The organism is Propioniciclava sp. (genome assembly GCF_029977985.1).
In the GTDB taxonomy this organism is placed as follows: domain Bacteria; phylum Actinomycetota; class Actinomycetes; order Propionibacteriales; family Propionibacteriaceae; genus Propioniciclava.
In genome coordinates, this window is sequence record NZ_JARKOT010000213.1 from 1 (window position 1) to 21,977 (window position 21,977).

Sequence of the window (21,977 nt, forward strand, 5' to 3'; positions counted from 1 at the left end):
ATCCTGTCGGGGCACTTCTCCGACGGCGACACGTACATGTTCGACTCGGTGGTGAACAACCTGCTGCACAGCGACCGGTTCATGGCCCTGGCCGACTTCGATTCCTACATCGAGGCCCAGGCCCAGGTGGAGGAGCGCTACGCCGATACCGACGCGTGGACCCGGTCGGCGGTCCTCAACGTGGCCCGGACGGGCTTCTTCAGTTCGGATCGTTCCATGCGCGACTACCTGAAGCGCATCTGGCACACGCAGCCGCTCATCTGAGCGCTCCCGCATGCGAGCCAGGGCTCCTCGGCACCCCATCGCGGGCCGAGGAGCCCTGGCGCCGCTGAAGGGCGGCCTCAGACGTCCCGCGTCCGGAACGTCGCGGCGGCACCGACCAACGCCAGCCCGACCAGGCGAGACCGACGCACACCGCAGGCAGCACGGCTATGGACAGCGGGCCGGGATCCTTGTAGAGCGAACCCATCGCGGAGGTGAACACGTACTTGCCGACGTCGTTGGCCCCGTACGTCTCCAGCAGCAAGGTCCGGACGGCAAACAGGCCCACCGCCAAGGCGGGGTTGCGCAAGAGGAAGCCCAGGGCGAACCCCCAGACGCCGGCGAACAGGTTGACGGCGAACACGCCGGCGACGATCTGGGCGTCGACGACGGCACCGCCCGGCTCGATGCCGAACAGGGGCAATATCCTCCCCGTCCGGCCGACCGACCGGGCCCGTCGCCCCCCGGGATGCAGCCCCCGTGCGTCCCGGAGCAGGGCACAGTAGGGGCGTGGAACCCAGCGCACTGAGGACGCGACTCGCGGCGTCCCCCGTGGTGCTGGTGCTGATCGCGATCGTGACGGTCCAGCTGGGGTCGTCGTTCGCCAAGGATCTCTACACCGAAACGACACCCCTGACGGTGACTTGGCTGCGCCTGCTCGCGGGCGCTGTCATCCTGGCCGTTGTCGCCCGCCCCCGACTGACGGGACGGGCGGCGTCGGACTGGGGTTGGGTGCTGGGCTACGGTCTGGCGATGGCCGCGATGAACCTCTCGTTCTACCTGGCCATCGCGCGCATCCCGATCGGGATGGCCGTGACGTTGGAGTTCCTGGGGCCGCTCGGGGTGTCGGTGGCGGGGTCCCGGCGCGCCCGCGACTTCGTGTGGGTCGGTCTGGCCGCGCTCGGCGTCGCGCTCCTCGGTGTCACCCCTGGCGACCTGGACGCCGTCGGCGTCGGTCTGGCCCTGCTCGCCGGAGCGCTGTGGGGGGCGTACATCCTCCTCGCCCGGCCGGTCGGAAAGCGCTTCGACGGCGTTACCGGGGTCACCATCGCCCTCTGGGCGGGGCTGGCGGCGGTCACCGTGCCGGTCGTGGTGCTCGGCGCCTGGCCGCCGGCCGCGCCGATGCCGTGGCTGCAAGGGTTGTTCGTCGGCTTGCTGAGTTCGGTGATCCCTTACGGGCTCGAGATGGTCGCCCTGCGGCGTATCGAGCCGCGCGTCTTCAGCATCCTCATGAGCTTGGAGCCCGCCATGGCCGCGCTTGCGGCGCTGGTGCTGCTCGGTGAGGGGCTACGCGCGGTGGAGATCGTCGCCATGGCGTGCGTCGTGGTGGCCTCGATCGGGGTGGTCGTGTCCTCGCGCCGTTGATCGCCGCACGCCCCGGCGCCTACCGGGACCCCCACCAGGCGAGCAAGGCCTCCCTGGCCCGGTCCTCGCCCAGGGGACCGTGTTCGAGGCGCTGGTCGAGCAGGAACCTGTACGCCTGGCCCACCTCCGGACCGGGGCGGATGCCCAGCACCTCCATGATCTGCGTGCCGTCGAGGTCGGGGCGGAGGGCGTCCAGTTCCTCCTGCTCCGCCAACGCGTCGATGCGCCACTCGAGTTGCTCGTAGGCGGTCCGCAGCCGGTTGGCCTTCCGGGTGTTCCGGGTCGTGCAGTCGGCGCGGGTCAGGATGTGGAGGCGCTCCAACTGGTCGCCGGCGTCCCGCACGTAGCGGCGCACGGCGGAGTCGGTCCAGTCGGCGTCCGCATAGCCGTGGAAGCGCAGGTGGAGCTCGACCAGCCGCGCGACGGCCTTGACCTCGTCCGCGCTGAACCGCAACGCCGTCAGCCGATTCTTGGTGAGCTTCGCCCCGACCACGTCGTGGTGGTGGAACGACACCTTCCCGCCGCCCTCGAAGCGTTTCGTCGCCGGTTTGCCGATGTCGTGCAGCAGCGCGGCCAGGCGTCCGACGAGGTCGGGAGCGTGTCCCCGGGCCTTCTCCAACTCGATCGACTGCTCGACCACCGTCAGCGTGTGCTGGTAGATGTCCTTGTGGCGATTGTGTTCGTCCACCTCGCGCTCCAGCGCGGCCACCTCGGGCAGCACTCGCTCGGCCAGCCCCGTGCGCACCAGCAGGTCCAGACCGGGGCGGGGGGCGTCCGAAAGCAAGAGCCGCGACAGCTCGTCTCGCACCCGCTCGGCCGAGACGATGTCGATCCGCTCGGCCATGCCGGTCATGGCCGTCACGACCTCCGGCGCCGGCCAGAACCCGAGCTGGGACGCGAACCGGGCGGCCCGCATCATCCGCAACGGGTCGTCGCCGAACGAGACCTCCGGCGCCGAGGGCGTCCGCAGCACCAGCTCGGCGAGATCGCCGAGGCCGCCGTGCGGGTCCGCGAAGGCTCCAGTCACCACCGACAGCGCCATGGCGTTCACCGTGAAGTCGCGCCGCCCGAGATCGCCCGCCAGCGTGTCGCCGAACTCCACCGTCGGCTTGCGCGACGCCGGATCGTACGAGTCCGCCCGGTATGTGGTGACCTCGACGACCACCTCGGCCTCTCCCGACCCGAACACCGAACCGATGGTGCCGAAGGCCCGGCCGATGTCCCACGTGGCCCGCGCCAAGGGCTTGAGCAGCGCCTCGATGGCCTCGGGCCGGGCGTCGGTGGTGAAATCGAGGTCGTGCACGTCGCGCCCCATCAAGGCATCGCGCACGGGGCCGCCCACGAGGTGCAGGTCGTGCCCGGCCGCCGCGAAGGCGTCCGCGATGGCGCGCACGATCGGCGTCGCCGTCACCACGGACTCGACGGCGCGGCGCTGGTCGGGGCTCAAGCTCGGCACGGCGATCCAGCTTACCGGGCGCTACCGCAACCGGCCCTACTATGGGACGGGTGAGGACCTGGCTCGTGGTGCTGCTCACGGTCCTGCTCGGGCTGCTCGGGCCGATCGGCGCAGCCCTCTCCCCCCGGACGCCCCCGGCTGCGGCGGCCGGAACGGTCGCCACCACACTCACCGACGCCCGCCTGTCGGGCGAGGGCGCCGACCTCACCGTCACCCTCACCGCCGAACTCACCAACGAAACCGGGGCCGCCCTCTACGGCGTGACGGCCCGGCTGTGGCGGTCGACGGCCGTTCTGCGTTCCGAGTCCGCCGTCACGGCCGCCCTCACCGGCGACGCGGTCCCCACCGGATGGGCCTCGCCGATCGCCCCCGAGAACTCCGCCGCGGTCACCGCGCCCGGCGCCGCTTGGCCGGCTGGCGCGACCCGCACCGTCTCCGTCACCGGACGCCTCGCCAGTTTCGGCATCACCTCGCGCGACGCCTCCTACTGGGTGGGCGTGACCGTCGAGGCGGCGTCCACCGCCGCCGGCACGCCTGCTGAAGTCAGCCACGATCGCACCCTCATCACCCTCCCGCCCGCCGATGCCGCCACCACCGCGACGATCGTCTCCGTGGTCGAGCTCACCGCGCCGCCACGGCAGGTGAAGGAGAACCTGTTCGTCGACGACGGCCTCGCCGACGAGCTCACCGAGCGCCTCGCCAGCCTGCTGGACGCCGCCGCCGACGGCCAGCGCGACTGGCTCGTCGACCCGGCCCTCATCGCCGAGGTGACCGACATGGCCGACGGCTACCGCATCCAGACGGACGACGGCTCCGTCGAAGGCACGCACGCCGACCTGGCCGCCGCGTGGTTGGGCCGGTTCCGCGCCCTGCCCCCCACCCGCGGAGCCGCCAGCCAGTTCGCCCTCGCCGATCTACCCACCGATCAGGTGACCGCTGCAGCCGCCAGCAGCGCCGAGGCCGTCGGCCTCGACCTGACCTCCCTCACCCGGCTGGACGCCCCCGACGCCGACAGGCTCGCCCAGGCCGCCACGCTCGGCCATCCCGTCCTCGCGACCGGCGTCCTCGCCACCGGACCGCTGCTGGTCGACGGAGTCCGGGTCGTCCCGGCGCTGCGCCCCGCCTCGGTCACCGCGAACACCACCTGGACCGACACCGCCCTCCACCGCGCCTCCATCCTCACCGCCCTCGCCCGCACCGACGCAGCGCAGGTGCGCCTCCTCCGCGACGCCGACGACCTCGCCGCCGACGCCACCCTCCCCGGATGGGCCGAGCGCGCGCCGCTCGCCAGCCTGCTCGGCCGCGATCCGGTCGCCGTGGACGCCCTCACCCCCGTGGCCACCACACATCCCCTCGACACCGTCGGACCCCGCGTCGACCGGCTCGACGACGGCGTGGACGCCTACGCCGAGGCCGCCCCGGAGGCCGGCCTCGGCGACCTCGCGTACCAGGTGCGGGCCCGCGCGGCGTCCGTCTGGTGGGTCGACGACGCCGCCGCGCAGGCGGCGTGGCTGGACGCCGTCGACCGCCGGGCCGGTTGGGAGGCGCTCCGTGCCGGGCTGGCGATCACCGCGATCCCCCGCTTCTCGCTGGCCGGCGCGAGCGGCGACTACCCGGTCACCGTCACCAACAACCTCGTCGACCCGGTGACCATCCGGCTCGTCGGGATCAGCGAGAACCCGCAGCGCATCGACTTCGGCGATCCGGTGGCAGCGACGATCAATCCGGCCAGCAGCGAGGCGCTGCTGCTGCGGGCGACGGCGTCGGGCGGCGGCGTGGTAAACGCCGAGGTCCACATCGAAACGCTCGACGGTCGTAGGCTGGGCCCCAGCGAATCCATCGTGGTCGAGACCACCAATTTCGGCCTGATCGGGTGGATTCTCGTGATCACCTCCGGTGTGGTCCTCGTCGTCACGACCGCCCTGAGGATCCGGCAGGTGCGACGGCAGAAGGCAGGGACGGATGGCTGACGGCGGGTCGACCCCCGCGGCGTCCAGCCGGCGGCTGCTCGACGCCACCGCAGTGATGGCCTCGGGCACCCTCCTCAGCCGCATCCTCGGGTTCGCGAAGGCACTGCTGCTCGTGGTCGTGCTCGGCGCAGGAACGCCACTCGCGGACGCCTACTCCGCGGCCACGCTCGTGCCCAACAGCCTGTACATGATCTTCGCCGGCGGCGCCCTGAACACGGTGCTCGTGCCCCAGATCGTGCGCCACATCCGCAACGACCCGGACGCCGGCGAAGCCTTCATCAACCGCATCATGACGGCGTTCCTCGTCCTGCTCGCGGGCGTCACCGTCGTGGCCACGCTGCTGACCGGCCCCGTCATGTCCGTCTGGACGGGTGACGCCTGGCGCTCCCCCGCCATGGCCACGCACTGGCAGCAACTGCTGCTGCTCGCCACGCTCACCATGCCGCAGCTGTTCTTCTTCGGCGCGTTCTTCCTCATCGGGCAGGTGCTCAACGCCCGCGACCGGTTCGGGCCGATGATGTGGGCGCCGATCCTGAACAACGTGGTCGGGATCGCGGTGCTCGGCGCGTATGTGGCGTTGTGGGGGGCCAATGCGCGCTCCGGCGTCCCGTTCACGAACGACCAGGTGTATCTCCTCGGCCTCGGCTCGACGCTCGGCATCGTGCTCCAGACGGTCGCGCTCGTGCCCGCGATGGCGTCGATCGGGTTCCGCTACCGGCCCCGCTGGGATCTCAAGGGCCAGGGGTTGATGGAGACCTTCCACCTGGCCAAGTGGATGCTCGGCTACGTCCTGCTGACGATGCTCGTCCAGACCGTCGTGACGCGGTTGGCCACGAATGCGACCGGCTCGCTGGGCACCGCCGACCCGGGTGCGACGGTCGAGGCGGCCGGCCTGACCGCCTACCAGACCGCGTACACCGTGTGGATCCTGCCGCACTCGCTGCTCACGGTCTCGCTCGCGACGGCGATGCTCCCGTCGGCGTCCCGGTTGGCCGCGGCCAGGGATCTGCCCGGCGTCGCCGCCGAGACCCTCCGGACGTTGCGTCTCGCGACCACGTTCATCGTCCTCGGCGCATTCGGCTTCGTCGCGCTGGCCCTGCCCTTCACCCGCCTCGCGTTCGGGCACGGAGCCAACGCCACCGCATGGGTCTTCATCGGCTGGACACTCGTCGCGTTCGCGTTCGGACTGGTGCCCTACACGATCCAGTACCTGTACCTGCGCGGCTACTACGCCCTCGAGGACACGCGGACACCCTTCTTCATCCAGCTCGCCATTTCCGTGGTGAACATCGCCCTCGCCTACGCGTTCACCGCCCTCGACCACGACCCCGCCCGCGTCGCGCCGTGGCTCGCCCTGGCGTACTCGCTGTCGTACCTCGTCGGGGCCGTCATCACCCATCTGGCCCTGAAGCGGCGGCTGCCCGACCTCTCCGGGGCGGCGCTCCTCGGCCATCTGCGCCAACTGGCCGCCGCGGCGCTGCCCGGGTCGCTCATCGCGTTCGCCGTGTCCTGGTGGATCCTCGGCCGCGACTCACTCGTCGTCCAGGCGGTCGCCTTCCTCGTCGCAGCCGGGATCGCCGTGGTCAGCTTCTTCTTCGTCGCCAAACGCCTCGGCATCGCCGAGACGACCCAGCTCGCCGGCGTCCTGCGTCGCCGGTCCCCCGGCACGACGTCGTCAGAGGACCCCACCCTCGAAGCCAACGACCTCGCCGTCGACGGCAGCGGCCAGGCACCCGGGACGCCACCCGTCGCCCAGGTCTTCGACGAGGCACCCCTGCTCGCCTATCCCGACCCCGACGACCCGAACCGGACGCCGGCGTCCGACATTCCCGACGGGGTCTTGCCCGTCGGGCACGTCCAGGCCGGGCAGGTGCTGGACGGACGCTACCGGCTCGACGAGCCGCTGGCCCGCCGGGGCGGCACCCTCACCTGGCTGGGATTCGACACGAAGCTGTCGCGCCGCGTCCTGTTGCACGTGATGCACCCCGACGAGCCGCGGGCCCTGGAGATCCTCGACCAGGCGCAACGGTCCGCGCCGGCCGTCCACGCGCGGTTCCTCCGCGTGTGGGACGCCGTCCTCGTCGAGGACCGGCCGCACGGCAGTTACATCGTGTGCGAGTACGCGCCCGGCCAGTCCCTCGAGCTGGCCCTGCGGCACGGACGGTTCAGCGATGTGGAGGCGGCGTGGGTGGTGCGCGAGGTGGCGTCCGGGCTGGTCGCCATGCATGCGCAGGGGCTGTACCACCGGCAGTTGAACCCCGACACGGTCGTGGTGACGGCCAGCGGCAACGTCAAGATCGTCGGGTTCCTCGTCGAGAACGCCCTGCACCCGACGCCCCACGACTCCGACGGCGAAGTCGCCGACGTGCTCGCCCTCGGCGAGTTGCTCTACGCGCTCATGGTCGCCCGCTGGCCGGGCGGACCGGGCTACGGTCTACCCGGAGCCCCCCGGGACGCCGGCGGTCGCCTCCTGTTGCCCCGGCAGGTGTCGCCACGCGTCTCGACGGAGCTTTCGGCGATCGTCGACCGCATCCTGTCCCGGACGCCCAAGGGCGGCGCGTCTCGCCTGCGCACGGCGCAGGAGATCGCCCATGCCCTCGGCCACGTGTTGCGGGGTCAGGACGCCTCGCGCTCGCTCGAGCAGCGGCTGCGTTACCCGGTGGCGCCCGTGAAGATCACCGCCCCCAGGGCGCCACGGCCGAGCACGGAGGCCAACGCCACCCACTCGGCCGCGGTGACCGCTCACGTGCCGCCGCCGCTCGAGGGTGACGACGCGCTCGAAGCCCCCCAACAAGCCGCGCCCATGGATTTCACTGCGGTCTCCCCCAGCCTGCGCGGCAACCCGAACGAGCGACCCGCCCTGCCCGGCCGGTCCGCCTCCTCGGCGGTCGAGCCCGACCTGGACCTCCGCCGCGAAGACGTGGACGATGCGGAGGAGTCGACCGCGACCTTCCTGTTCGGTGACGACGAACCCGAGGAAGGGACGGCCTCGATCACGCCGATCCCGCCGCCCGCGGCGTCCGGGAACTCCCTCAATGAACCGCCCGAGCCGTCGCGGGCGTGGCAGGGCTATCTGCTGGGGCTGTTCGCGGTGACGTTGGCGATGGGGCTCGTGATGGTGTTCCAAGGGGCGTTCGAGCAGCGGACCGCCGAGCCCGTGGAGTTCGCGATCGTGGCCGCCCGCGACTTCGACCCGAGCGGCGACGGCGGCGACGACACCGAGAACCCCGACCTGGCCCACTACGCCGCCGACGGGGACCTGGCGACCGCCTGGACGACCGAGCGGTACGGCAGGACCCCCACGTTCAACAACCGCAAGCCGGGGGCGGGAGTGGTCGTGGACCTCGGCGAGCCGCGGGAAGTCGCGTGGGTCGCGGTGGTGCTGGGCGACGGGGCGACGACGGGCGAGATCCGGGTGCCGACGGACGCCAGCGTGGCAGCGCCGCCCGTCGAGTCGATCGATCAGTGGACGCAGGTGGCGGCGTTCGGTCCGGCGTCCGGTGAGGTCACGGTGCAGTTGCTGGAGAAGACGACGACCCGCTTCGTGCTGGTCTACCTCACCCAGTTGCCCCGCGTGGAACCGAACTACCAGGGGTCGATCCACGAGATCCGCGTGGGCAACTGAGCGGCGAGGGTGCCGCTGCTGAAGGGACGCCCACCGCACCGCGCCGGGTGGGCACATCCACGCCGCTTGGGCGCAGAAATCCCGGTTCGGTACGCTCACACGCCGCTTGGGCGCTGAAACGCCGCGTCTGCGCGGCGCATGAGCGCCCAAGCGGCGTCGCTCGCTGGTTGAGCTCGTCCCGACATGCTCGACCAACGCGGGGCGTCCACCCGAGGAATACCCCCGGGCGTGTCAGCGTTCGAGTCCTCGCTAGGCTTGCCACGCAAACGGAACCAACAAGGGAACAGCATGAGCGACGTCCGCGAAGTCATCGTCATCGGATCGGGCCCGTCGGGGTACACCGCGGCCCTCTACACCGCCCGCGCGGGCCTCGAACCGCTCGTGTTCACGGGCGCCGTGGATGCCGGCGGCGCGTTGATGAACACCACCGAGGTGGAGAACTTCCCCGGCTTCCCCGAGGGCATCATGGGCCCCGACCTGATGATGAACATGCAGGCCCAGGCCGAACGGTTCGGCGCCGAGCTGGTGACCGACGACATCGTGTCGGTCGATCTCACCGGGCCGGTCAAGAGCGTCACCGACGCCGCCGGGAACACCCACCAGGCCAAGGCCGTCATCCTCGCGATGGGCTCGGGCTACCGGCGCCTCGGCGTCCCCGGCGAGGACAAGCTCTCCGGCCGGGGCGTGTCGTGGTGCGCCACCTGCGACGGCTTCTTCTTCCGCGACAAGCCCATCGCGGTCATCGGCGGCGGCGACTCGGCGGTCGAGGAGGCGACGTTCCTGTCGCGCTTCGGGTCGTCGGTGGCCCTGGTCCACCGCCGGGACGAACTGAGGGCGTCCAAGATCATGCGGGCCCGCGCGGAAGCTGACCCGAAGATCACGTTCGAGTGGAACTCGGTGGTGGAGTCGATCAACGGCGACACCTCGGTCGAGTCGATCACCCTGCGCGACACCGTCACCGGCGAGACCCGCGACCTGCCCGTGCAGGGCGTCTTCGTGGCCATCGGGCATGATCCGCGGTCGGCCCTGGTCAAGGACCAGGTCGATCTGGACGCCGGCGGTTACGTCCTCACGAAGCCCGGCACGACGGAGACGAACCTCCCGGGCGTCTTCGCCGCCGGCGACCTCGTGGATCACACGTACCGCCAGGCCATCACCGCCGCCGGCACCGGCTGCCAGGCCGCCCTCGACGCGGAGCGTTACCTCCAGTCCCTCGCCGACGCGGTGATGATCGACAAGGCCCACGCCCGCGCCTGACCCCGCCTGACCCAGAGCCCCGTCTGACCCTCGGGGTCAGTCCCGGACCAGCCGCCGCTCCAGCCGGTCGTGGTACAGCGGCGGCAGGATCTTCGCCGCCACGACTTGTCGCGCCGCGTCGTTGTCGCCCATGTTCGCCGCGAACAGGGTGGTCATCGGGATGCCGTGACCCGGGGCGTCCATGATGTCGACGGACGCCCCCGCCGCGATCACCCCGGGCCTCGCGACCCGGAAGTAGACCCCGCACCGGCCGTGCTGGGTGAACCGCTTGACCCACTTGTCCACGCCCAGGTGCCGCGCGAACGTCGCGCACGGTTGGCGCGAGACCGACACCTCCAACACCACCTCGCCCACGTGGACGCGTTGGTCGATGCACAACCCGTCGAGATCGAAGCCTTCGGTGGTGAGGTTCTCACCGAAGAAGCCGTCGGGCAGTTCACGATCGAGTTCGATCTGCCACCAGTCGAGCTCGGCCCGGTCGAACGCGTAGACGGCCTTGTGCATGCCGCCGTGGTGCTCGACGTCGCCGATGAGGTCGCCCACGACGCCCGGCCCGTCACCGTAGTGCGGGCCGGGCGCGAACACCTCGATCGACGGCACCGGGCGCTTGTCGATCCCAGTGAGCCGCGGCGTGCCGGGGTCGGGCTTGGGCCGGGCGAGGTTGGTGGAACGGATGCGCGGCGTCATGCGGGCAGCGTAGCCCCCTCCTCCGCGCGGGCGTCCTCGCGCGCGATGGCGCGGGTGTCGCGGAGGTACGCGCGCACCGAGTACGCCACCGCCGCCGCCCACACCAGAGCGATGCTGGCCAGCGTCCACACCTGGACCGCAGCCGAGGCGTCGATGAGGTCGCTGCGCAGCAGGGTGCGGGTGTTCGTGAGCACGATGACGCCGCCCACCGCCGACCCGAGCGCGCGCGCCGGCACATGCCGGACGAGCCACGCGGCGAGCGGGGCCGCCACGAGCCCGCCACCCAACAAGGCCAGCACCCATGCGCCGTCGATGCCTGCCGTGCCGATCCCGAGCAGGAAGCCCGCGGACGCCGCCACCGAGACGAGGAACTCACTGGTGTCGATGGAACCCACGACCTTGCGGGGCTCGAGGCGGCCGGAGGCGAGGATGGCCGGGGTGCCGATGGGTCCCCACCCGCCGCCGCCCGTGGCGTCCACGAACCCGGCGACCAGCCCGAGCGGGGCGAGGAACCGCCGGCGCAGCGGCCGTCCGAGGTGCTTCGTCGAGACGCCCCGGAAGGTGAACCGCGTGAGCAGGTAGAGGCCGAGGGCGAGGAGCAGGAGGGCAGCGAAGGGGCCGGCGATCTCGGTCGACAGCCACGACAGGAACGTGGCGCCGAGGAACGCGCCGACCGCGCCCGGCACGCCCACGCGCCTGACGACCTTCCAGTCGACGTTGCCGAACTTCCAGTGGGAGACGCCCGAGGCGAGCGTCGTGCCGATCTCGGCGAGATGCACCGTGGCGGACGCTGCCGCCGGGTTCGTGCCGATGGCGAGCAACAAGGTGGTGGACGTGACCCCGTAGGCCATGCCGAGGCTGCCGTCGACGAGTTGGGCGGCGAAGCCGACCAGGGCGAGAAGGATGAGGGTACGCATGATGAATCCCTTTCGGGCAGAGTCCGCAACGAGGGCGGACGCGCCGCAGTGCGGCGAAAGAAGGTGGAGGGCGACGCGGGACGTCGGGAAGGGGAAGGCGCGGCGTCGCGGCCCCGCGCGGGCCGGGGGTCAGCGGGTGCGACAGATCGCGCTCGCGACGCGACGCAGATCCACGGCGCGACGGCTGACCAGCTGAGTCATGCGCTGCATCCTGCACCCCGGGCGTGCCCGCGGTAAGCCGCCATCTCAGCCACCGGACACCGCCCGTTTGACCCTCACGCGACGTGACGGTTTACGTTCTGCGGTGAAGGAGGAACCGAAACATGACCCACAACCCGACCTACACGACCGACCTGCTCATCCGCGAGCTCAGCAGCGACGACCTCGCCGCCCGCTTCGACGCCGCGTCCCTCATCGGGATCGACCAGGTGACGGACGCCGCGGACGCCCTCGTCGCCCGCCTCGGGGTCGAGACCGACTGCCAGGTACGCGAGCGCGTCACGTGGGCGACGGTCCGCGTCATCGACGCTGCCCTGCCCGGCCTGCTCGACGCCCTCGGCTCCGACGAGCCCGCGGTTCGCATGCAGGCCGCGCACGTGCTCAGCAAGGCGGCTCGCCCCGAGTTCGCAGAGCACCTCGCCCCGCTCATCGCGGACGCCGACGCCTCGGTCGCCATCAAGGCCTACCGGGCCGCGGCGAACACCGGCGACCCGGCGCTCATCCCGCTCCTCGCCGACCGGCTCGGCGACGGCGACCACCACCAGACCGACGCCCTCACCAACGCGTTCCGCACGCTCGGCGAGGCCGGCGTCGGCGCGCTGGTGGCGGCGCTGGCGTCCGAGGACGCCGGCGTGCGGCACCACGCCGCCGAGACGCTGGGCCACCTCGGCCTGGACGCCGACGCCGCGGCGGAGGCCCTCGCCACGGCCACGCAGGACACCGACGCCGAGGTCCGGCTGGTCGCCACGACCGCGCTGGGCCAGCTCGGTGAGGTGGCCGACGCGCCGCTGGCCGAGCTGCAGGCGTCGCAGGACGCCGTCGTCGCGGCCGTCGCTCAGGCGCTGGTGCAGCGCCGGGGCTGAACGCACCCACGAGGGCGCGTCCACACCTCAGTGCTCGTGGGCGCGCCCTTGTTCGTGGTCGAAGGCGTGGGTGAGCTCGTCGATCTCGTCCCACGTCTCGCCGTCGAGGGTGACGGCGGTCGCCGGGAAGAGGCCGTTCTCCTCCTTGTCGATGTGGTGGCGCAGGGTGTTCTCGAGCTCGGTGTAGACCGCCCACTCGCCCTTCCGGATGGCCCCCAGCTGCTCGCGCATGAGGCAGTGCTCGCGCTTCAGCTGCTCCACCGTCGACCCGAAGTAGTCGCAGTATTCGGCCTTGCAGAGGCCATGGAAGAGGCCGACCTCCTCGGACTTGTTGTGCGGGAACAGGTGGCTGGCCAGCGCCTGGACGGCCTTCAGCACCTCGTCCGGGTCTTTGCTCTCGATGCCCCGATGCAGCCCGCCGAGCGCGTTGACCGCGCCGTAATGCTCCTCCGACAGCCGCCCGATGATGGCGATGTCCCGGCAGCCGCAGTATTCACACATGCGGTTAGGTTAACTCGCGGCGAGGCGCCGGGCGAGGGTGCGCGTCCGCCGGTCGGGATCATCGACCAAGCCGGACGCCGCCGCTCGCCCTGCGTCGGTCCCCACCGCACCCAGAGCCACCAGGGCGGCGAAGCGGACGCCGGTCTCCGGATCCTTTGCGGCCGCCAGCAGGGCGTCGGTGGCTGAGGGGTCGCCGAGGAAGCCGAGCGCCTCCGCAGCCTGTTCGCGCACCATCGGCTGCCCGGACGTGAGCGCCGCCACGAGGGGGGCGACGGCGTCCGATCCGATGCGGTCGAGGGCGGAGACGACGGCGTCGGCGAGGAGCGGGTCGTCCGAGCCGAGGGCGCCGACGAGGGCGACGAGGGCATCGGGCCCGCCGATCTGGCCGAGCGCGAAGGCGGCCTTGGCGCGGACGGAAGCATCGGCGTCGGAGAGTCGGCACGCGAGGGCGGGCACGGCGCCGGGGTCGGCGAGCTTGCTGAGAAGGTGGGCCATCTGGAAGCGGACGCCGGCGTCCGGGTCGTCGAGGAGGGCGAGGGCGGGGGCGAGGGCGTCCGGCCCCTGACGGACGATGGCCCAGGTGAGCGTCTCACGGACGCCCGGCTCGGGCTCGTCGCGCAGGCGGTCGAACAGTTCGGCCAGCGGGGCGTCGTCCGGGGCTTCGAGGGCTGCCCGGAGCCGGACCCACGGCTCGGGGTGACGGAGGCGTTCGGTGAGGGCCACCACGCCGAGGACGTCGGACCAGCCGGAACCAGCGGCGTCCGTGAGGGAACGGAGGCGCGCGAGAAGCTCGCGCTCGGCGGCGAGCCGCTCCTCGACGAGGCCGATGTGGCGCTCGAGCACGGCGCGGGCATCGAAGGCGGGGTCGTCGAGGGCGGCGGCGATCTCGTCGAGGCTGAGCCCGAGGGACTTGAGGTGCTGGATGTCGAGAAGGCGGCGGAGGTCGTCGGGGGCGTACAACCGGTAGTCACCGCCGGTTCGGGCGCTGGGGACGAGCAGGCCGAGGTCGTCGTAGTGGCGGAGAGTGCGCAGCGTCAGGCCGCTGCGGCGGGCCACCTCGCCGATGCGGAGCCAGTCGTCGTCGGAGTCCACGGGGGCAACCGTAGCCCGGGAGCGGTCGGGAATAGCACGGGTACCAGTTAGGGTTGTGGAGGTTACAACGAAGAAGGAGAGCAAGCATGGGTTCCGTCGCCGAGGTCACGGACGCCACGTTCGACGAGGTGGTCCTGAAGTCACCCAAGCCGGTCCTGGTGGACTACTGGGCGGACTGGTGCTCGCCCTGCAAGCAGATCGCACCCATCATCGAAGAGCTCGCCGGCGAGTACGGCGACCAGATCACCTTCGTGAAGCTCGACACCAACGACAATCCGCAGGTGCCGGCACAGCAGGGGATCATGGGGTTGCCCACGCTGCAGTTGTTCGTCGACGGCAACGTGGTGACGTCGCTGACGGGCGGCAGGACGAAGGCTTCGCTGATCCGCGCCCTGGAGGACTACCTCTGAGGTAGCCCCCAGCGATCAGTCGACCACGGCGCCGGACCCGAGAGGGCCGGCGCCGCCGTTCATGCGGGGACGGCAGAGGCGGACGACACACATCACCGAGGCGGCGGCGATGATGATGCTCCCGGCCAGGGCGCCGGGCAAGTGGGTGGGCGTGAGGGCTACGAGACCGGCACCGACAACGGTGAGTGCCAGCCAGCGGACCAAGCAGTCAAGGGCGGTGGGGCGACTCATAAGAAAATCCTAAGAACTGCGATCAGGGTGTGGCTAGGCTAGCAACCCCCTACCCCACCCCGAATCGCCCCTGGGGCGATGGTTCTATCAGGTGGGGGCTACCAAAGGATGAGTTCATCGATTGCCACAATGCCTAGCGCTCCGCGCAGCCCTTCGTCCACTCCCTTGATGTGCCGTGTCGACCCGGGCATGTCGCGCTTCTCAGGCGGCCAGGAAGCACCGGCTGGCGTACACCTTCTCGCCGGCACTGCAGGCGAGCACGTCGATGTCGTCGAGCTCCTGCGCGCGAGCGAGGGCCTCGCGACCGCCGGCCAGAATCGCCGTGGCCAGCACGTCGGCGGTCACGATGTCACGGGCGCACACGGTGACCTGCACGAACGTGTCGTCGGCAGCCATCCTCCAGATGTGCTCGCCGCGCTCGGCGATGCCCGAGGTTGCGACCGCCCAGCGCTCGTCACCGGTGGTGAACTGGGTGAACAGCTCGGTGCGGTCCGCCGGGTCGACGATGCCGACCACCCACGCCTCGCCGTCGGCCGAGCGGCCCGAGGTGAGCACGTCACCGCCGGCGTTGAGGCACCAGTCGGTCACGCCCGCTTCCCGCAGGGCACGTCCCGCGTTGCGGATGCCGAACGCCTTGATGATGCCGGACAGGTCGACGACGCCATCGGGACGGTGCGGGGTGAACGCGCCTCCGGTGGCGATGCGCCACAGGATGGCCTCGTCGTAGGCAGATCGGAACGCGTCGGAGACCGTGTGGAGATTGAGCTCGCCGCGCGCGAACCGGGAGGCCTCGGTGTCGTCGCGGTAGAGGCTGAAGCGCTCCTCCAGGTCTACGAAAGCGGAGATGACGGTGTCCTGGGTGGCACGATCAAGCGGCTGAACGGACGTGAGGCTCACCATGGTGCCCATGGCGACGAAAACGAACGGGTGCGTCGACGACATCACGCCACCGCCTGATCGAGCGCGGACTGGAGCGAGGTCAGGTAGGCCTTGGAGGTGTAGGTGGCGCCCGACACCGTCGAAACGCTGGCGCTGTTGGCGGCGACCACCTCGCTGCGCAGCGTCGGGACGGCGCGTGAGTTGATCTGGTTCGACTTGCGCTCGCCATCGCTGACGACGTTCTCCGTGACGCTCGTGATCTGCCTGCCCTGGATCGTCACCGTCACGGCCACCGAGCCGTAGCGATGCGCGACCGTCGAGCCGGTGTAGGTGCCGTCGGCATACGTGCCCGCGCTCGAGCCCGACGAGGCGCTGCTCGAGCCCGACGAGGCGGTGGGCGACGAGGTGGAGGTGGTCGTCCTCGCGGACGGGGTCGACTCCGTGGTCGAGGGCGTCGCCGTGGTGGAGGTCGTCGTGGTGGAGGTCGTGGGGTTGAGGGCCAGGGTGCTGCCGTTCGCGGTCGCAGTTCCCCAGCCCAGGCCCAGAATCCCGAGGGACGCCAGCGCTGCGGCTGCCTTGGCCCTGCTGCTCATAATCGGTTCCTTTCCTGCCTTGGTGTGTCCACTGTCGAACCGGAGTCTGTGCGCAGGCTGTGCAGGTTCTGTCGCGGGCATACGAGCGTTGGGACGCCGCCGGTGTCGGTCCGCGCCGCGTGTGGCAGCATGGCCGCATGGCCTTGCCCCGGAGATTCCTCGGTGCCGACGAGGACGTCATCATCGAACTGCGCACGCACGCCAAGGCCCTCGTGGGGCCGGTGCTGTGGCTCGTGGGGCTTGGCGTGTTCACGGGCGTCGCGCTGGCGCTGCTGCCGGCCACGTGGCAGCCGTGGGGTTCGTGGGCGGTGGCTGCGATCGTCGTCGTCCTGATCGTGGCGTTGGTCGTCGTCCCGTTCCTGCGTTGGCGCACGTCGACCTACACGATCACCGATCGTCGCGTGATCACCCGCAAGGGCATCCTGAACAAGACGGGGCACGATCTGCCCTTGTCGCGCGTCAACAACATCGCGTACGAGCGGTCGTTCCTCGACCGCCTGCTGGGTTGCGGCACCCTCGTGCTCACCACCGCCGCCGAACAGCCGTTGGCCCTGCCGGATGTGCCCGATGTGGAGCGTGTCCATGTCGTCATGACCGAGTTACTGTTCGGCGACGAGGCCAGCGCCGCCCGTGAGGCGCGCCGGGACGCCTGACGCCCCGAATCTAGAAGTCCGCCGTCTCCGGATCCGGTCCGACGCGGTTGCCGGCGTCGAGCGCGTCCAGGCGCGCCATGTCGTCGGCGTCCAACTCGAAGTCGAGAACGTCCAGGTTCTCGGCGATCCGCTGAGGGGTGACCGACTTGGGCAACACGACGAGGCCGTGCTGCAGGTGCCAGCGGATGATCACCTGTGCGACTGACTTGCCCACGGACACCGCCACTGCCTCGATGTCGGCGTGGCCGAGGTCAGCGCCGGAGCCCAGCGGGCTCCACGACTCGACCTCGATGCCGCGCCGATCGAGCTCCGCCCGGAGGGGACGTTGCGCGAAGGTCGGGTGCACCTCCACCTGGTTCACGACGGGCACCTCGCCGCGCAGCGCATCCAGGTGGACGCTGTGGAAGTTGCTGACTCCGATGCTGCGCGTGAGCCCCTCGGCCTTGAACTCCTGCAGGGCGTCCCAGGCCTCGATGTAGGCGTCGCCGTACTTGAGGGTGGCGGGCCAGTGGATGAGGTAGAGGTCGAGGTGGTCGAGGCCCAGCTTCTCGAGACTGCCCTCGATGGCGGCGCGGGCGTCGTCGGGGCTGTGGCTGTCGTTCCACAGCTTCGTGGTGACGTACACCTCGTCGCGGCGGAGCCCCGACCGGGCGAGCGCCCGGCCGACGCCGGCCTCGTTGCGATAGACCTGCGCCGTGTCGATGTGCCGGTAGCCCGCCTCGAGGGCCTCCAGGACCGCGGGCGTGGCGTCGGCGTCCGGCACCTGCCACGTGCCGAACCCGAGCTGCGGAATCGACGTGCCGTCAGCGAGGTGGAGTGTGGGAACTGCGGTCATGAATCATCCCTTCGACGTCGTCGGCACCATTCTGCCGCGCAAGAAGAAGCCTGCGGGCCCGGCCACCCCTGTCCGGGCCCGCAGGCGGGGGGATCTCACCAGTCGAAAGCCTCATGGTGGATCCGGTCGGCGGGGAGCCCGGCCGCCTTCGCATCGGCGAGGACAAGGCCGGTTGCTCCCTCCGGCCCGCAAATGTACACGTCCGCGTCGGCCAGCGGCGCGAGGTCCGCGAGGGTGAGCTCGGCGTGCGGTGCCGGCAGCCAGGAGGTGGTCCCGTCGGTGCGGACGCCGCGGTGTCCGGTCAGCGTCACGAGGCGGGCGCCCCGGGCGCGGCACCAGGCCTCGAACTCGGCCAAGTGCGCCACCTCGACATCGCTGCTGGCGCGGAGGATGACCGTGCCGTGACCGGGAGCGAACTCGGTGGTCTCCAGCAGGGCACGGGTGGGCGCGACGCCGATGCCGACGCCGACGAGCACCACGTCCGGGGCCGTGCGGGCGGCGTCGGTGAAGACGCCGTAGGGGCCTTCGAACAGCACCGGTGTGCCAGGCTTGAGGGTTGTGGCGAGCTGGCGGGTGCCCTTGCCGAGCATGCGGACCGTGATGCGGATCACGTCGCCCGACGGGGATGCCGACAGCGAGAACGGGTGCTGGTGCCACCACAGTCCCGACTGCAGGAAGCGGAAGTGCATGAACTGGCCGGGGCGGGCACCCAGGGCGGCGATGCGGCGTCCGGTCATCTCGATGGCGACGGTGTCGGGGGTCACCCAGGTGACGCGGCTGACGCGCACCCCGTGCTCGAGCGACGCGAAGATCGGCAGGAGCACGCGCCACGCGAGCATCACGAAGAAGGTGGCCGCCCACAGGGCGAGCCAGTACCAGCGTGCGGGTCCCTCGGAGAACAGGCCGCTCATCGAGAACTGGTGGGGCACCGCGGCCAGGATCGCCGCATAGGTCGTGAGGTGGATTCCCTGCCACACCTCGTGGCCCAGCTTGCGCTTGGCCGCTGCGATCGACGACACCGCCACGGCCGCCAGCAGCACGATCGCCACCACGGCGAGCACGAAGTCGCCCACGCCCCACAGGCTCGCGAACTCGTTGAGCCACGACACCTGGTCGGCGAGCGCATAGCCCGTGACGAGATAGAGCCCGTGCAGGACGAGCCCGCCGAACGTCCACTGACCGAGGGACTTGTGGATCTCCAGGGCCTTGTCATGGCCGATGGTGAGGTCGATGAACGGTACGCGCGCCGACAGCCACAGCATGATGACCATCGCCGACGTGGCGATCAGCCCGCACAGGATGCCGAGCCCGGTCATGAGCCCGCTCACGGACGCCGTCATGTCGGCCCAGCCGCCGTCGTGCAGCCAGAACCCGATCGGGAGGGCGATGGAGGTCCAAGCGGCGACGTAGAGGAGGTCACGCGCGAACGAGCGGCGGCGGTGCTGCGCGGCGAAACGCCGGGCGAGGCGCCCGCGGACGTCCTGGGGGGACGACACCGGTGCGGCGGGTGCGCGGTGGGGCAATGTGGCGGTCATGGTTCGAGGTTCGGGGGCGAACCTGTGCGCAAGCTGTGGCTCGCCTTCTGGTTGTCCCAGAAGAGCCGGGCTATGTTGGACTCATGGCACGACGCCCCCTTTTCATCGTGGCTGGAGTTCTCGCCCTTGCGGTGGCCCTCTTCTTCGGCGTGCAGTACTTCAACGGCGGCGGCTTGTTCGCCCACATGAGCTCCGTGACCGTGTCCGCCGCGGAGACGCTCCGCATCACGAGCTCCCAGGGTGACGTGACCGTGCGGGCGCGCGCGGAGGCGTCCGACATCACGGTGAAGCAGAAACTGCAGCGGTCCGAGGCGGCGCCGGTGACCGGCGACTCCGCGACGCTCACCATCGACAGCACGGGCGTCTGCCCGCTCGGGACGCTGTGCTCGGTGGACCTCGAAGTGACCGTGCCGGTCGGAACCGTGGTCCACGCCGAGGGCGGGGCCGGCGACGTGACGCTGTCCGGCGACCTGGGTGAGGTGACCGTCGTCACCGGCGCGGGCGACGTGTCCGTCAAGGGCAGCGGGGCGCCGCTCCGCGTGCGCACCGGCACCGGCGACATCGACGTGTCGCTCCCGGCGGGTGGGTACGCCGTGACGACGTCGGCCGGCGTCGGTGACGTGGACGTGGACGCGGACGTGACGAAGGCGAGCGACGGCGTCCCGGTCGACCTGACCACGGGGGCGGGCGACATCGAGGTCTCGTCGTGAAGCGTCTCGGCCGCTTCCTGCTGCGCGCGCTCGCGGTGGTCGTGGTGCTGGTGGTGCTCGTGTTCGCGGTGCGGCTCGTCAACGGTCTGCGCTACCCGACCCCCGAATCGCTCACCGGCGACTTGAAGGACGCCTCGCGTTACTCCTTGTCCCAGCCAGGCATGACGGTGGAGCGCCTGACGGGCGACTACCTCAACGGCTTCCACCTGCACCCGGACGCCGTCACCCACCGTGGCCTCGTGGTGCTGTGGGGCGGCTCCGACGGGGGGCCCGATTACTCGCGCGCCGTGCGGCTCGCGGGCCAGGGGTACGAGGTGCTGAGCCTGTTCTTCTTCGGGCAGGCGAACCAGAAGCCCCTCCTGTCCGAGGTGCCGCTGGACTTCTTCGACGAGGTGCTCGCGTGGCGGGCGCAGCACGTGCCGGACGGTCCGCTGACCGTGCTCGGCACGTCGAAGGGCGCCGAGTTGGCGCTGGCCCTGCAGGCGCGCTATCCGGAGATCGACAACGTGGTGGTGTACACGCCCACCGAGTACGTGTGGCAGGGCCTGGACCTCAGCCGGCCCGCGTCGTCGTGGACGTTCCGCGGGGAGCCGCTGCCCTACGTGTCGACGCAGCGGGCCGCGCCGTCGGCGACAGCGGCCATGTTCGCAGCGATGCTCTTCAACTACCCCATGCCCTTGCGGGAGCTGTATGCGACCGCGGCGGCGTCCGACCCGAACGCTGCCGAGGCGCGCATCCCGCTGGAGTTGACGGGGCACCTGCTGGCCTTCGCCGGCGACGACGACGCCATGTGGCCGGGCGACGTGGCAGCGAACGCTCTGGGTGCGGTGGATCCGCCGCGGACCGAGGCCCACGTGTACCCCGGCGCGGGTCACCTGTTCGGTGACCACGAGGGTTGGGCGAACGGCCTCGCCCTCGGCGGCGCCCCAGCGGCGAACGCAACGGCCGGCACAGACAGCGACGCCATTCTGGACGCCGCGCTCGCGGCGTGGCACGCCTGACGCACCTGTGGGGCTGGCGGCGGCCTAGGCTGCTGAGGTGCGCATGCGTCGATCCACCGCAGTATTCACGGCACTCGCCACGGGCGCAGGACTGGGCGCCTTGGGCGTGGCGGTCTTCACCGGTTGGAGCCTGAACGCGCCGCGGCGTCCGGGGCTCGACTACGCGTTCACCCCGTTCGAGACCCGCGCCGACTTCGAGGACCTCCGGTTCACCGCCGCCGACGGCGTCCGGTTGGCCGGATGGTGGCTGGACCGACCCGACTCCGATCTCGTCATCGTCTGCGCCCACGGGCATCGCGGCTCGAAGTCGGACTGCCTCGGCCTCGGGACCGGGCTGTGGCGCGCGGGGCACACGGTGATCCTGTTCGACTTCCGCGGCAACGGCGAATCCGGCGACGGGCCGCAGTCGCTCTCCCACCACGAGCAACTCGACCTCCGCGCCGCGATCGACCTGGCGCGCCAGCGGCGTCCGGACGCGAAGATCGCCGTCGTGGCCTTCTCGATGGGGGCGGCCACGGCGATCCTCGAGGGTGCGACCGATCCGCGCGTCGCCGCGTTCATGCTCGACTCGCCCTTCGCCACCATGGGCGACGTCGTCGCCAACGCGTTCCGGCGCTACCGTCTCCCCACCCCGCTGCTGCCGCTGGCGGACCTCGTCAATCAACTGCGTTACGGCTACGGCTACGGCCAGGTGCGCCCCCTCGACGTGATCGCCGACCTCGCCCCGCGCCCGATCCTTCTCATGCACGGCACAAACGATCGCGTCATTCCCTACGACCACGCCCGCCACCTCGCGGACGCCGCCGGCCCGGCCTGCGAGCTGATCACGTTCGAGGGTGCCGATCACTGCGGCGGCTACTTCATGGACCGCCCGGCCTACATCGACCAGGTGGACCGGTTCCTGCGCCGCGCCTGAG

The 21,977-nt window shown here is 71.1% G+C and carries 23 protein-coding genes; 11 read left to right on the forward strand and 12 right to left on the reverse strand.

Translation table 11 applies throughout. From position 1 onward, the window contains the following. Positions 1 to 264: glycogen/starch/alpha-glucan phosphorylase (locus Q1K57_RS12405; RefSeq protein ID WP_300083132.1), on the forward strand; the 264-nt coding region annotated here is incomplete at its 5' end. On the opposite strand, the gene Q1K57_RS12410 is transcribed toward Q1K57_RS12405, so the two are convergent. Then, the gene (locus Q1K57_RS12410; protein ID WP_300083134.1) at positions 257 to 685 is read right to left on the reverse strand and encodes a hypothetical protein; all 429 of its coding nucleotides are present in this window, start codon (positions 683 to 685) and stop codon (positions 257 to 259) included. The two genes, Q1K57_RS12405 and Q1K57_RS12410, sit on opposite strands and share 8 nt — an antisense overlap. A gap of 86 nt (positions 686 to 771) precedes the next feature. Between Q1K57_RS12410 and Q1K57_RS12415 the strand changes: the two genes are divergently transcribed. Continuing rightward, on the forward strand, positions 772 to 1,626 hold the full coding sequence (locus tag Q1K57_RS12415; protein WP_300083136.1) for an EamA family transporter: 855 nt from the start codon (positions 772 to 774) through the stop codon (positions 1,624 to 1,626). Between the two features lie 19 nt (positions 1,627 to 1,645). Here Q1K57_RS12415 and Q1K57_RS12420 read toward each other — a convergent pair whose 3' ends face one another. Next, positions 1,646 to 3,082, reverse strand: a complete 1,437-nt coding sequence (locus Q1K57_RS12420) for a CCA tRNA nucleotidyltransferase (RefSeq protein ID WP_300083138.1) — start codon at positions 3,080 to 3,082, stop codon at positions 1,646 to 1,648. Positions 3,083 to 3,132: 50 nt separating this feature from the next. Between Q1K57_RS12420 and Q1K57_RS12425 the strand changes: the two genes are divergently transcribed. The 3 genes from Q1K57_RS12425 (at position 3,133) to trxB (ending at position 9,934) form a co-directional block, all read left to right on the forward strand. Further along, positions 3,133 to 5,052: a hypothetical protein gene (locus Q1K57_RS12425; RefSeq protein ID WP_300083140.1), complete on the forward strand. Its 1,920-nt coding sequence runs from the start codon at positions 3,133 to 3,135 to the stop codon at positions 5,050 to 5,052. Beyond that, positions 5,045 to 8,677 carry a murein biosynthesis integral membrane protein MurJ gene (murJ, locus tag Q1K57_RS12430; RefSeq protein WP_300083142.1) on the forward strand — a complete coding sequence of 1,211 codons (3,633 nt, stop codon included), beginning with the start codon at positions 5,045 to 5,047 and terminating at the stop codon, positions 8,675 to 8,677. Before Q1K57_RS12425 ends, murJ begins: the two co-directional genes overlap by 8 nt. Before the next feature lie 288 nt (positions 8,678 to 8,965). After that, entirely contained in the window at positions 8,966 to 9,934 is a 969-nt protein-coding gene (gene trxB / locus Q1K57_RS12435) for a thioredoxin-disulfide reductase (RefSeq protein WP_300083144.1), read from the forward strand. Between the two features lie 36 nt (positions 9,935 to 9,970). Here the strand turns inward: trxB and Q1K57_RS12440 are convergent, their stop codons facing one another. The 3 genes from Q1K57_RS12440 to Q1K57_RS15785 all read right to left on the reverse strand — a co-directional run bounded on the left by Q1K57_RS12440 (position 9,971) and on the right by Q1K57_RS15785 (position 11,748). After that, positions 9,971 to 10,621 carry an MOSC domain-containing protein gene (locus tag Q1K57_RS12440; protein ID WP_300083146.1) on the reverse strand — a complete coding sequence of 217 codons (651 nt, stop codon included), beginning with the start codon at positions 10,619 to 10,621 and terminating at the stop codon, positions 9,971 to 9,973. Continuing rightward, positions 10,618 to 11,538: a sulfite exporter TauE/SafE family protein gene (locus Q1K57_RS12445; RefSeq protein ID WP_300083148.1), complete on the reverse strand. Its 921-nt coding sequence runs from the start codon at positions 11,536 to 11,538 to the stop codon at positions 10,618 to 10,620. The genes Q1K57_RS12440 and Q1K57_RS12445 overlap by 4 nt, the downstream gene beginning before the upstream one ends. A 129-nt stretch (positions 11,539 to 11,667) precedes the next feature. Beyond that, entirely contained in the window at positions 11,668 to 11,748 is an 81-nt protein-coding gene (locus Q1K57_RS15785; RefSeq protein ID WP_366525373.1) for a putative leader peptide, read from the reverse strand. Positions 11,749 to 11,861: 113 nt separating this feature from the next. Here Q1K57_RS15785 and Q1K57_RS12450 point away from each other — a divergent pair, with 113 nt between their 5' ends. Continuing rightward, the gene (locus tag Q1K57_RS12450) at positions 11,862 to 12,620 is read left to right on the forward strand and encodes a HEAT repeat domain-containing protein (protein WP_300083150.1); all 759 of its coding nucleotides are present in this window, start codon (positions 11,862 to 11,864) and stop codon (positions 12,618 to 12,620) included. A 27-nt stretch (positions 12,621 to 12,647) separates the two neighbouring features. Here Q1K57_RS12450 and Q1K57_RS12455 read toward each other — a convergent pair whose 3' ends face one another. Continuing rightward, a complete protein-coding gene (locus tag Q1K57_RS12455) occupies positions 12,648 to 13,121 on the reverse strand; it encodes a hemerythrin domain-containing protein (protein WP_300083152.1) in 474 nt (157 codons plus the stop codon). Positions 13,122 to 13,130: 9 nt separating this feature from the next. Then, positions 13,131 to 14,213, reverse strand: coding sequence for a HEAT repeat domain-containing protein (locus Q1K57_RS12460; protein ID WP_300083154.1), 1,083 nt, complete (start codon positions 14,211 to 14,213; stop codon positions 13,131 to 13,133). A gap of 86 nt (positions 14,214 to 14,299) precedes the next feature. Here Q1K57_RS12460 and trxA point away from each other — a divergent pair, with 86 nt between their 5' ends. Then, positions 14,300 to 14,623, forward strand: coding sequence for a thioredoxin (gene trxA, locus Q1K57_RS12465; protein ID WP_300083156.1), 324 nt, complete (start codon positions 14,300 to 14,302; stop codon positions 14,621 to 14,623). Positions 14,624 to 14,638: 15 nt separating this feature from the next. Here the strand turns inward: trxA and Q1K57_RS12470 are convergent, their stop codons facing one another. The 3 genes from Q1K57_RS12470 to Q1K57_RS12480 form a co-directional block, all read right to left on the reverse strand. Then, positions 14,639 to 14,854, reverse strand: coding sequence for a hypothetical protein (locus Q1K57_RS12470; protein ID WP_300083158.1), 216 nt, complete (start codon positions 14,852 to 14,854; stop codon positions 14,639 to 14,641). Positions 14,855 to 15,055: 201 nt separating this feature from the next. Further along, positions 15,056 to 15,796: an FAD:protein FMN transferase gene (locus tag Q1K57_RS12475; RefSeq protein ID WP_300083159.1), complete on the reverse strand. Its 741-nt coding sequence runs from the start codon at positions 15,794 to 15,796 to the stop codon at positions 15,056 to 15,058. Further along, the gene (locus Q1K57_RS12480; RefSeq protein ID WP_300083160.1) at positions 15,796 to 16,326 is read right to left on the reverse strand and encodes an FMN-binding protein; all 531 of its coding nucleotides are present in this window, start codon (positions 16,324 to 16,326) and stop codon (positions 15,796 to 15,798) included. Before Q1K57_RS12480 ends, Q1K57_RS12475 begins: the two co-directional genes overlap by 1 nt. 137 nt (positions 16,327 to 16,463) lie before the next feature. Here Q1K57_RS12480 and Q1K57_RS12485 point away from each other — a divergent pair, with 137 nt between their 5' ends. Then, complete coding sequence (locus Q1K57_RS12485) at positions 16,464 to 16,979, forward strand: PH domain-containing protein (protein WP_300083161.1); 516 nt, start codon at positions 16,464 to 16,466, stop codon at positions 16,977 to 16,979. Positions 16,980 to 16,989: 10 nt separating this feature from the next. On the opposite strand, the gene Q1K57_RS12490 is transcribed toward Q1K57_RS12485, so the two are convergent. Both Q1K57_RS12490 and Q1K57_RS12495 read right to left on the reverse strand, forming a co-directional pair. Further along, the gene (locus tag Q1K57_RS12490; RefSeq protein WP_300083163.1) at positions 16,990 to 17,814 is read right to left on the reverse strand and encodes an aldo/keto reductase; all 825 of its coding nucleotides are present in this window, start codon (positions 17,812 to 17,814) and stop codon (positions 16,990 to 16,992) included. A 95-nt stretch (positions 17,815 to 17,909) separates the two neighbouring features. Further along, positions 17,910 to 19,349: a ferredoxin reductase family protein gene (locus Q1K57_RS12495; RefSeq protein WP_300083165.1), complete on the reverse strand. Its 1,440-nt coding sequence runs from the start codon at positions 19,347 to 19,349 to the stop codon at positions 17,910 to 17,912. An 83-nt stretch (positions 19,350 to 19,432) separates the two neighbouring features. Between Q1K57_RS12495 and Q1K57_RS12500 the strand changes: the two genes are divergently transcribed. Genes Q1K57_RS12500 through Q1K57_RS12510 form a run of 3 tightly spaced genes read left to right on the forward strand, consistent with a single transcriptional unit; the run spans position 19,433 to position 21,976 of the window. Next, a complete protein-coding gene (locus Q1K57_RS12500; protein WP_300083167.1) occupies positions 19,433 to 20,059 on the forward strand; it encodes a hypothetical protein in 627 nt (208 codons plus the stop codon). Beyond that, positions 20,056 to 21,060 (forward strand): acyl-CoA thioester hydrolase/BAAT C-terminal domain-containing protein, encoded by a 1,005-nt coding sequence (locus tag Q1K57_RS12505; RefSeq protein WP_300083168.1) that lies wholly within the window; start codon positions 20,056 to 20,058, stop codon positions 21,058 to 21,060. Before Q1K57_RS12500 ends, Q1K57_RS12505 begins: the two co-directional genes overlap by 4 nt. Before the next feature lie 43 nt (positions 21,061 to 21,103). Continuing rightward, complete coding sequence (locus Q1K57_RS12510) at positions 21,104 to 21,976, forward strand: alpha/beta fold hydrolase (protein ID WP_300083170.1); 873 nt, start codon at positions 21,104 to 21,106, stop codon at positions 21,974 to 21,976. Position 21,977 lies beyond the last annotated feature (1 nt).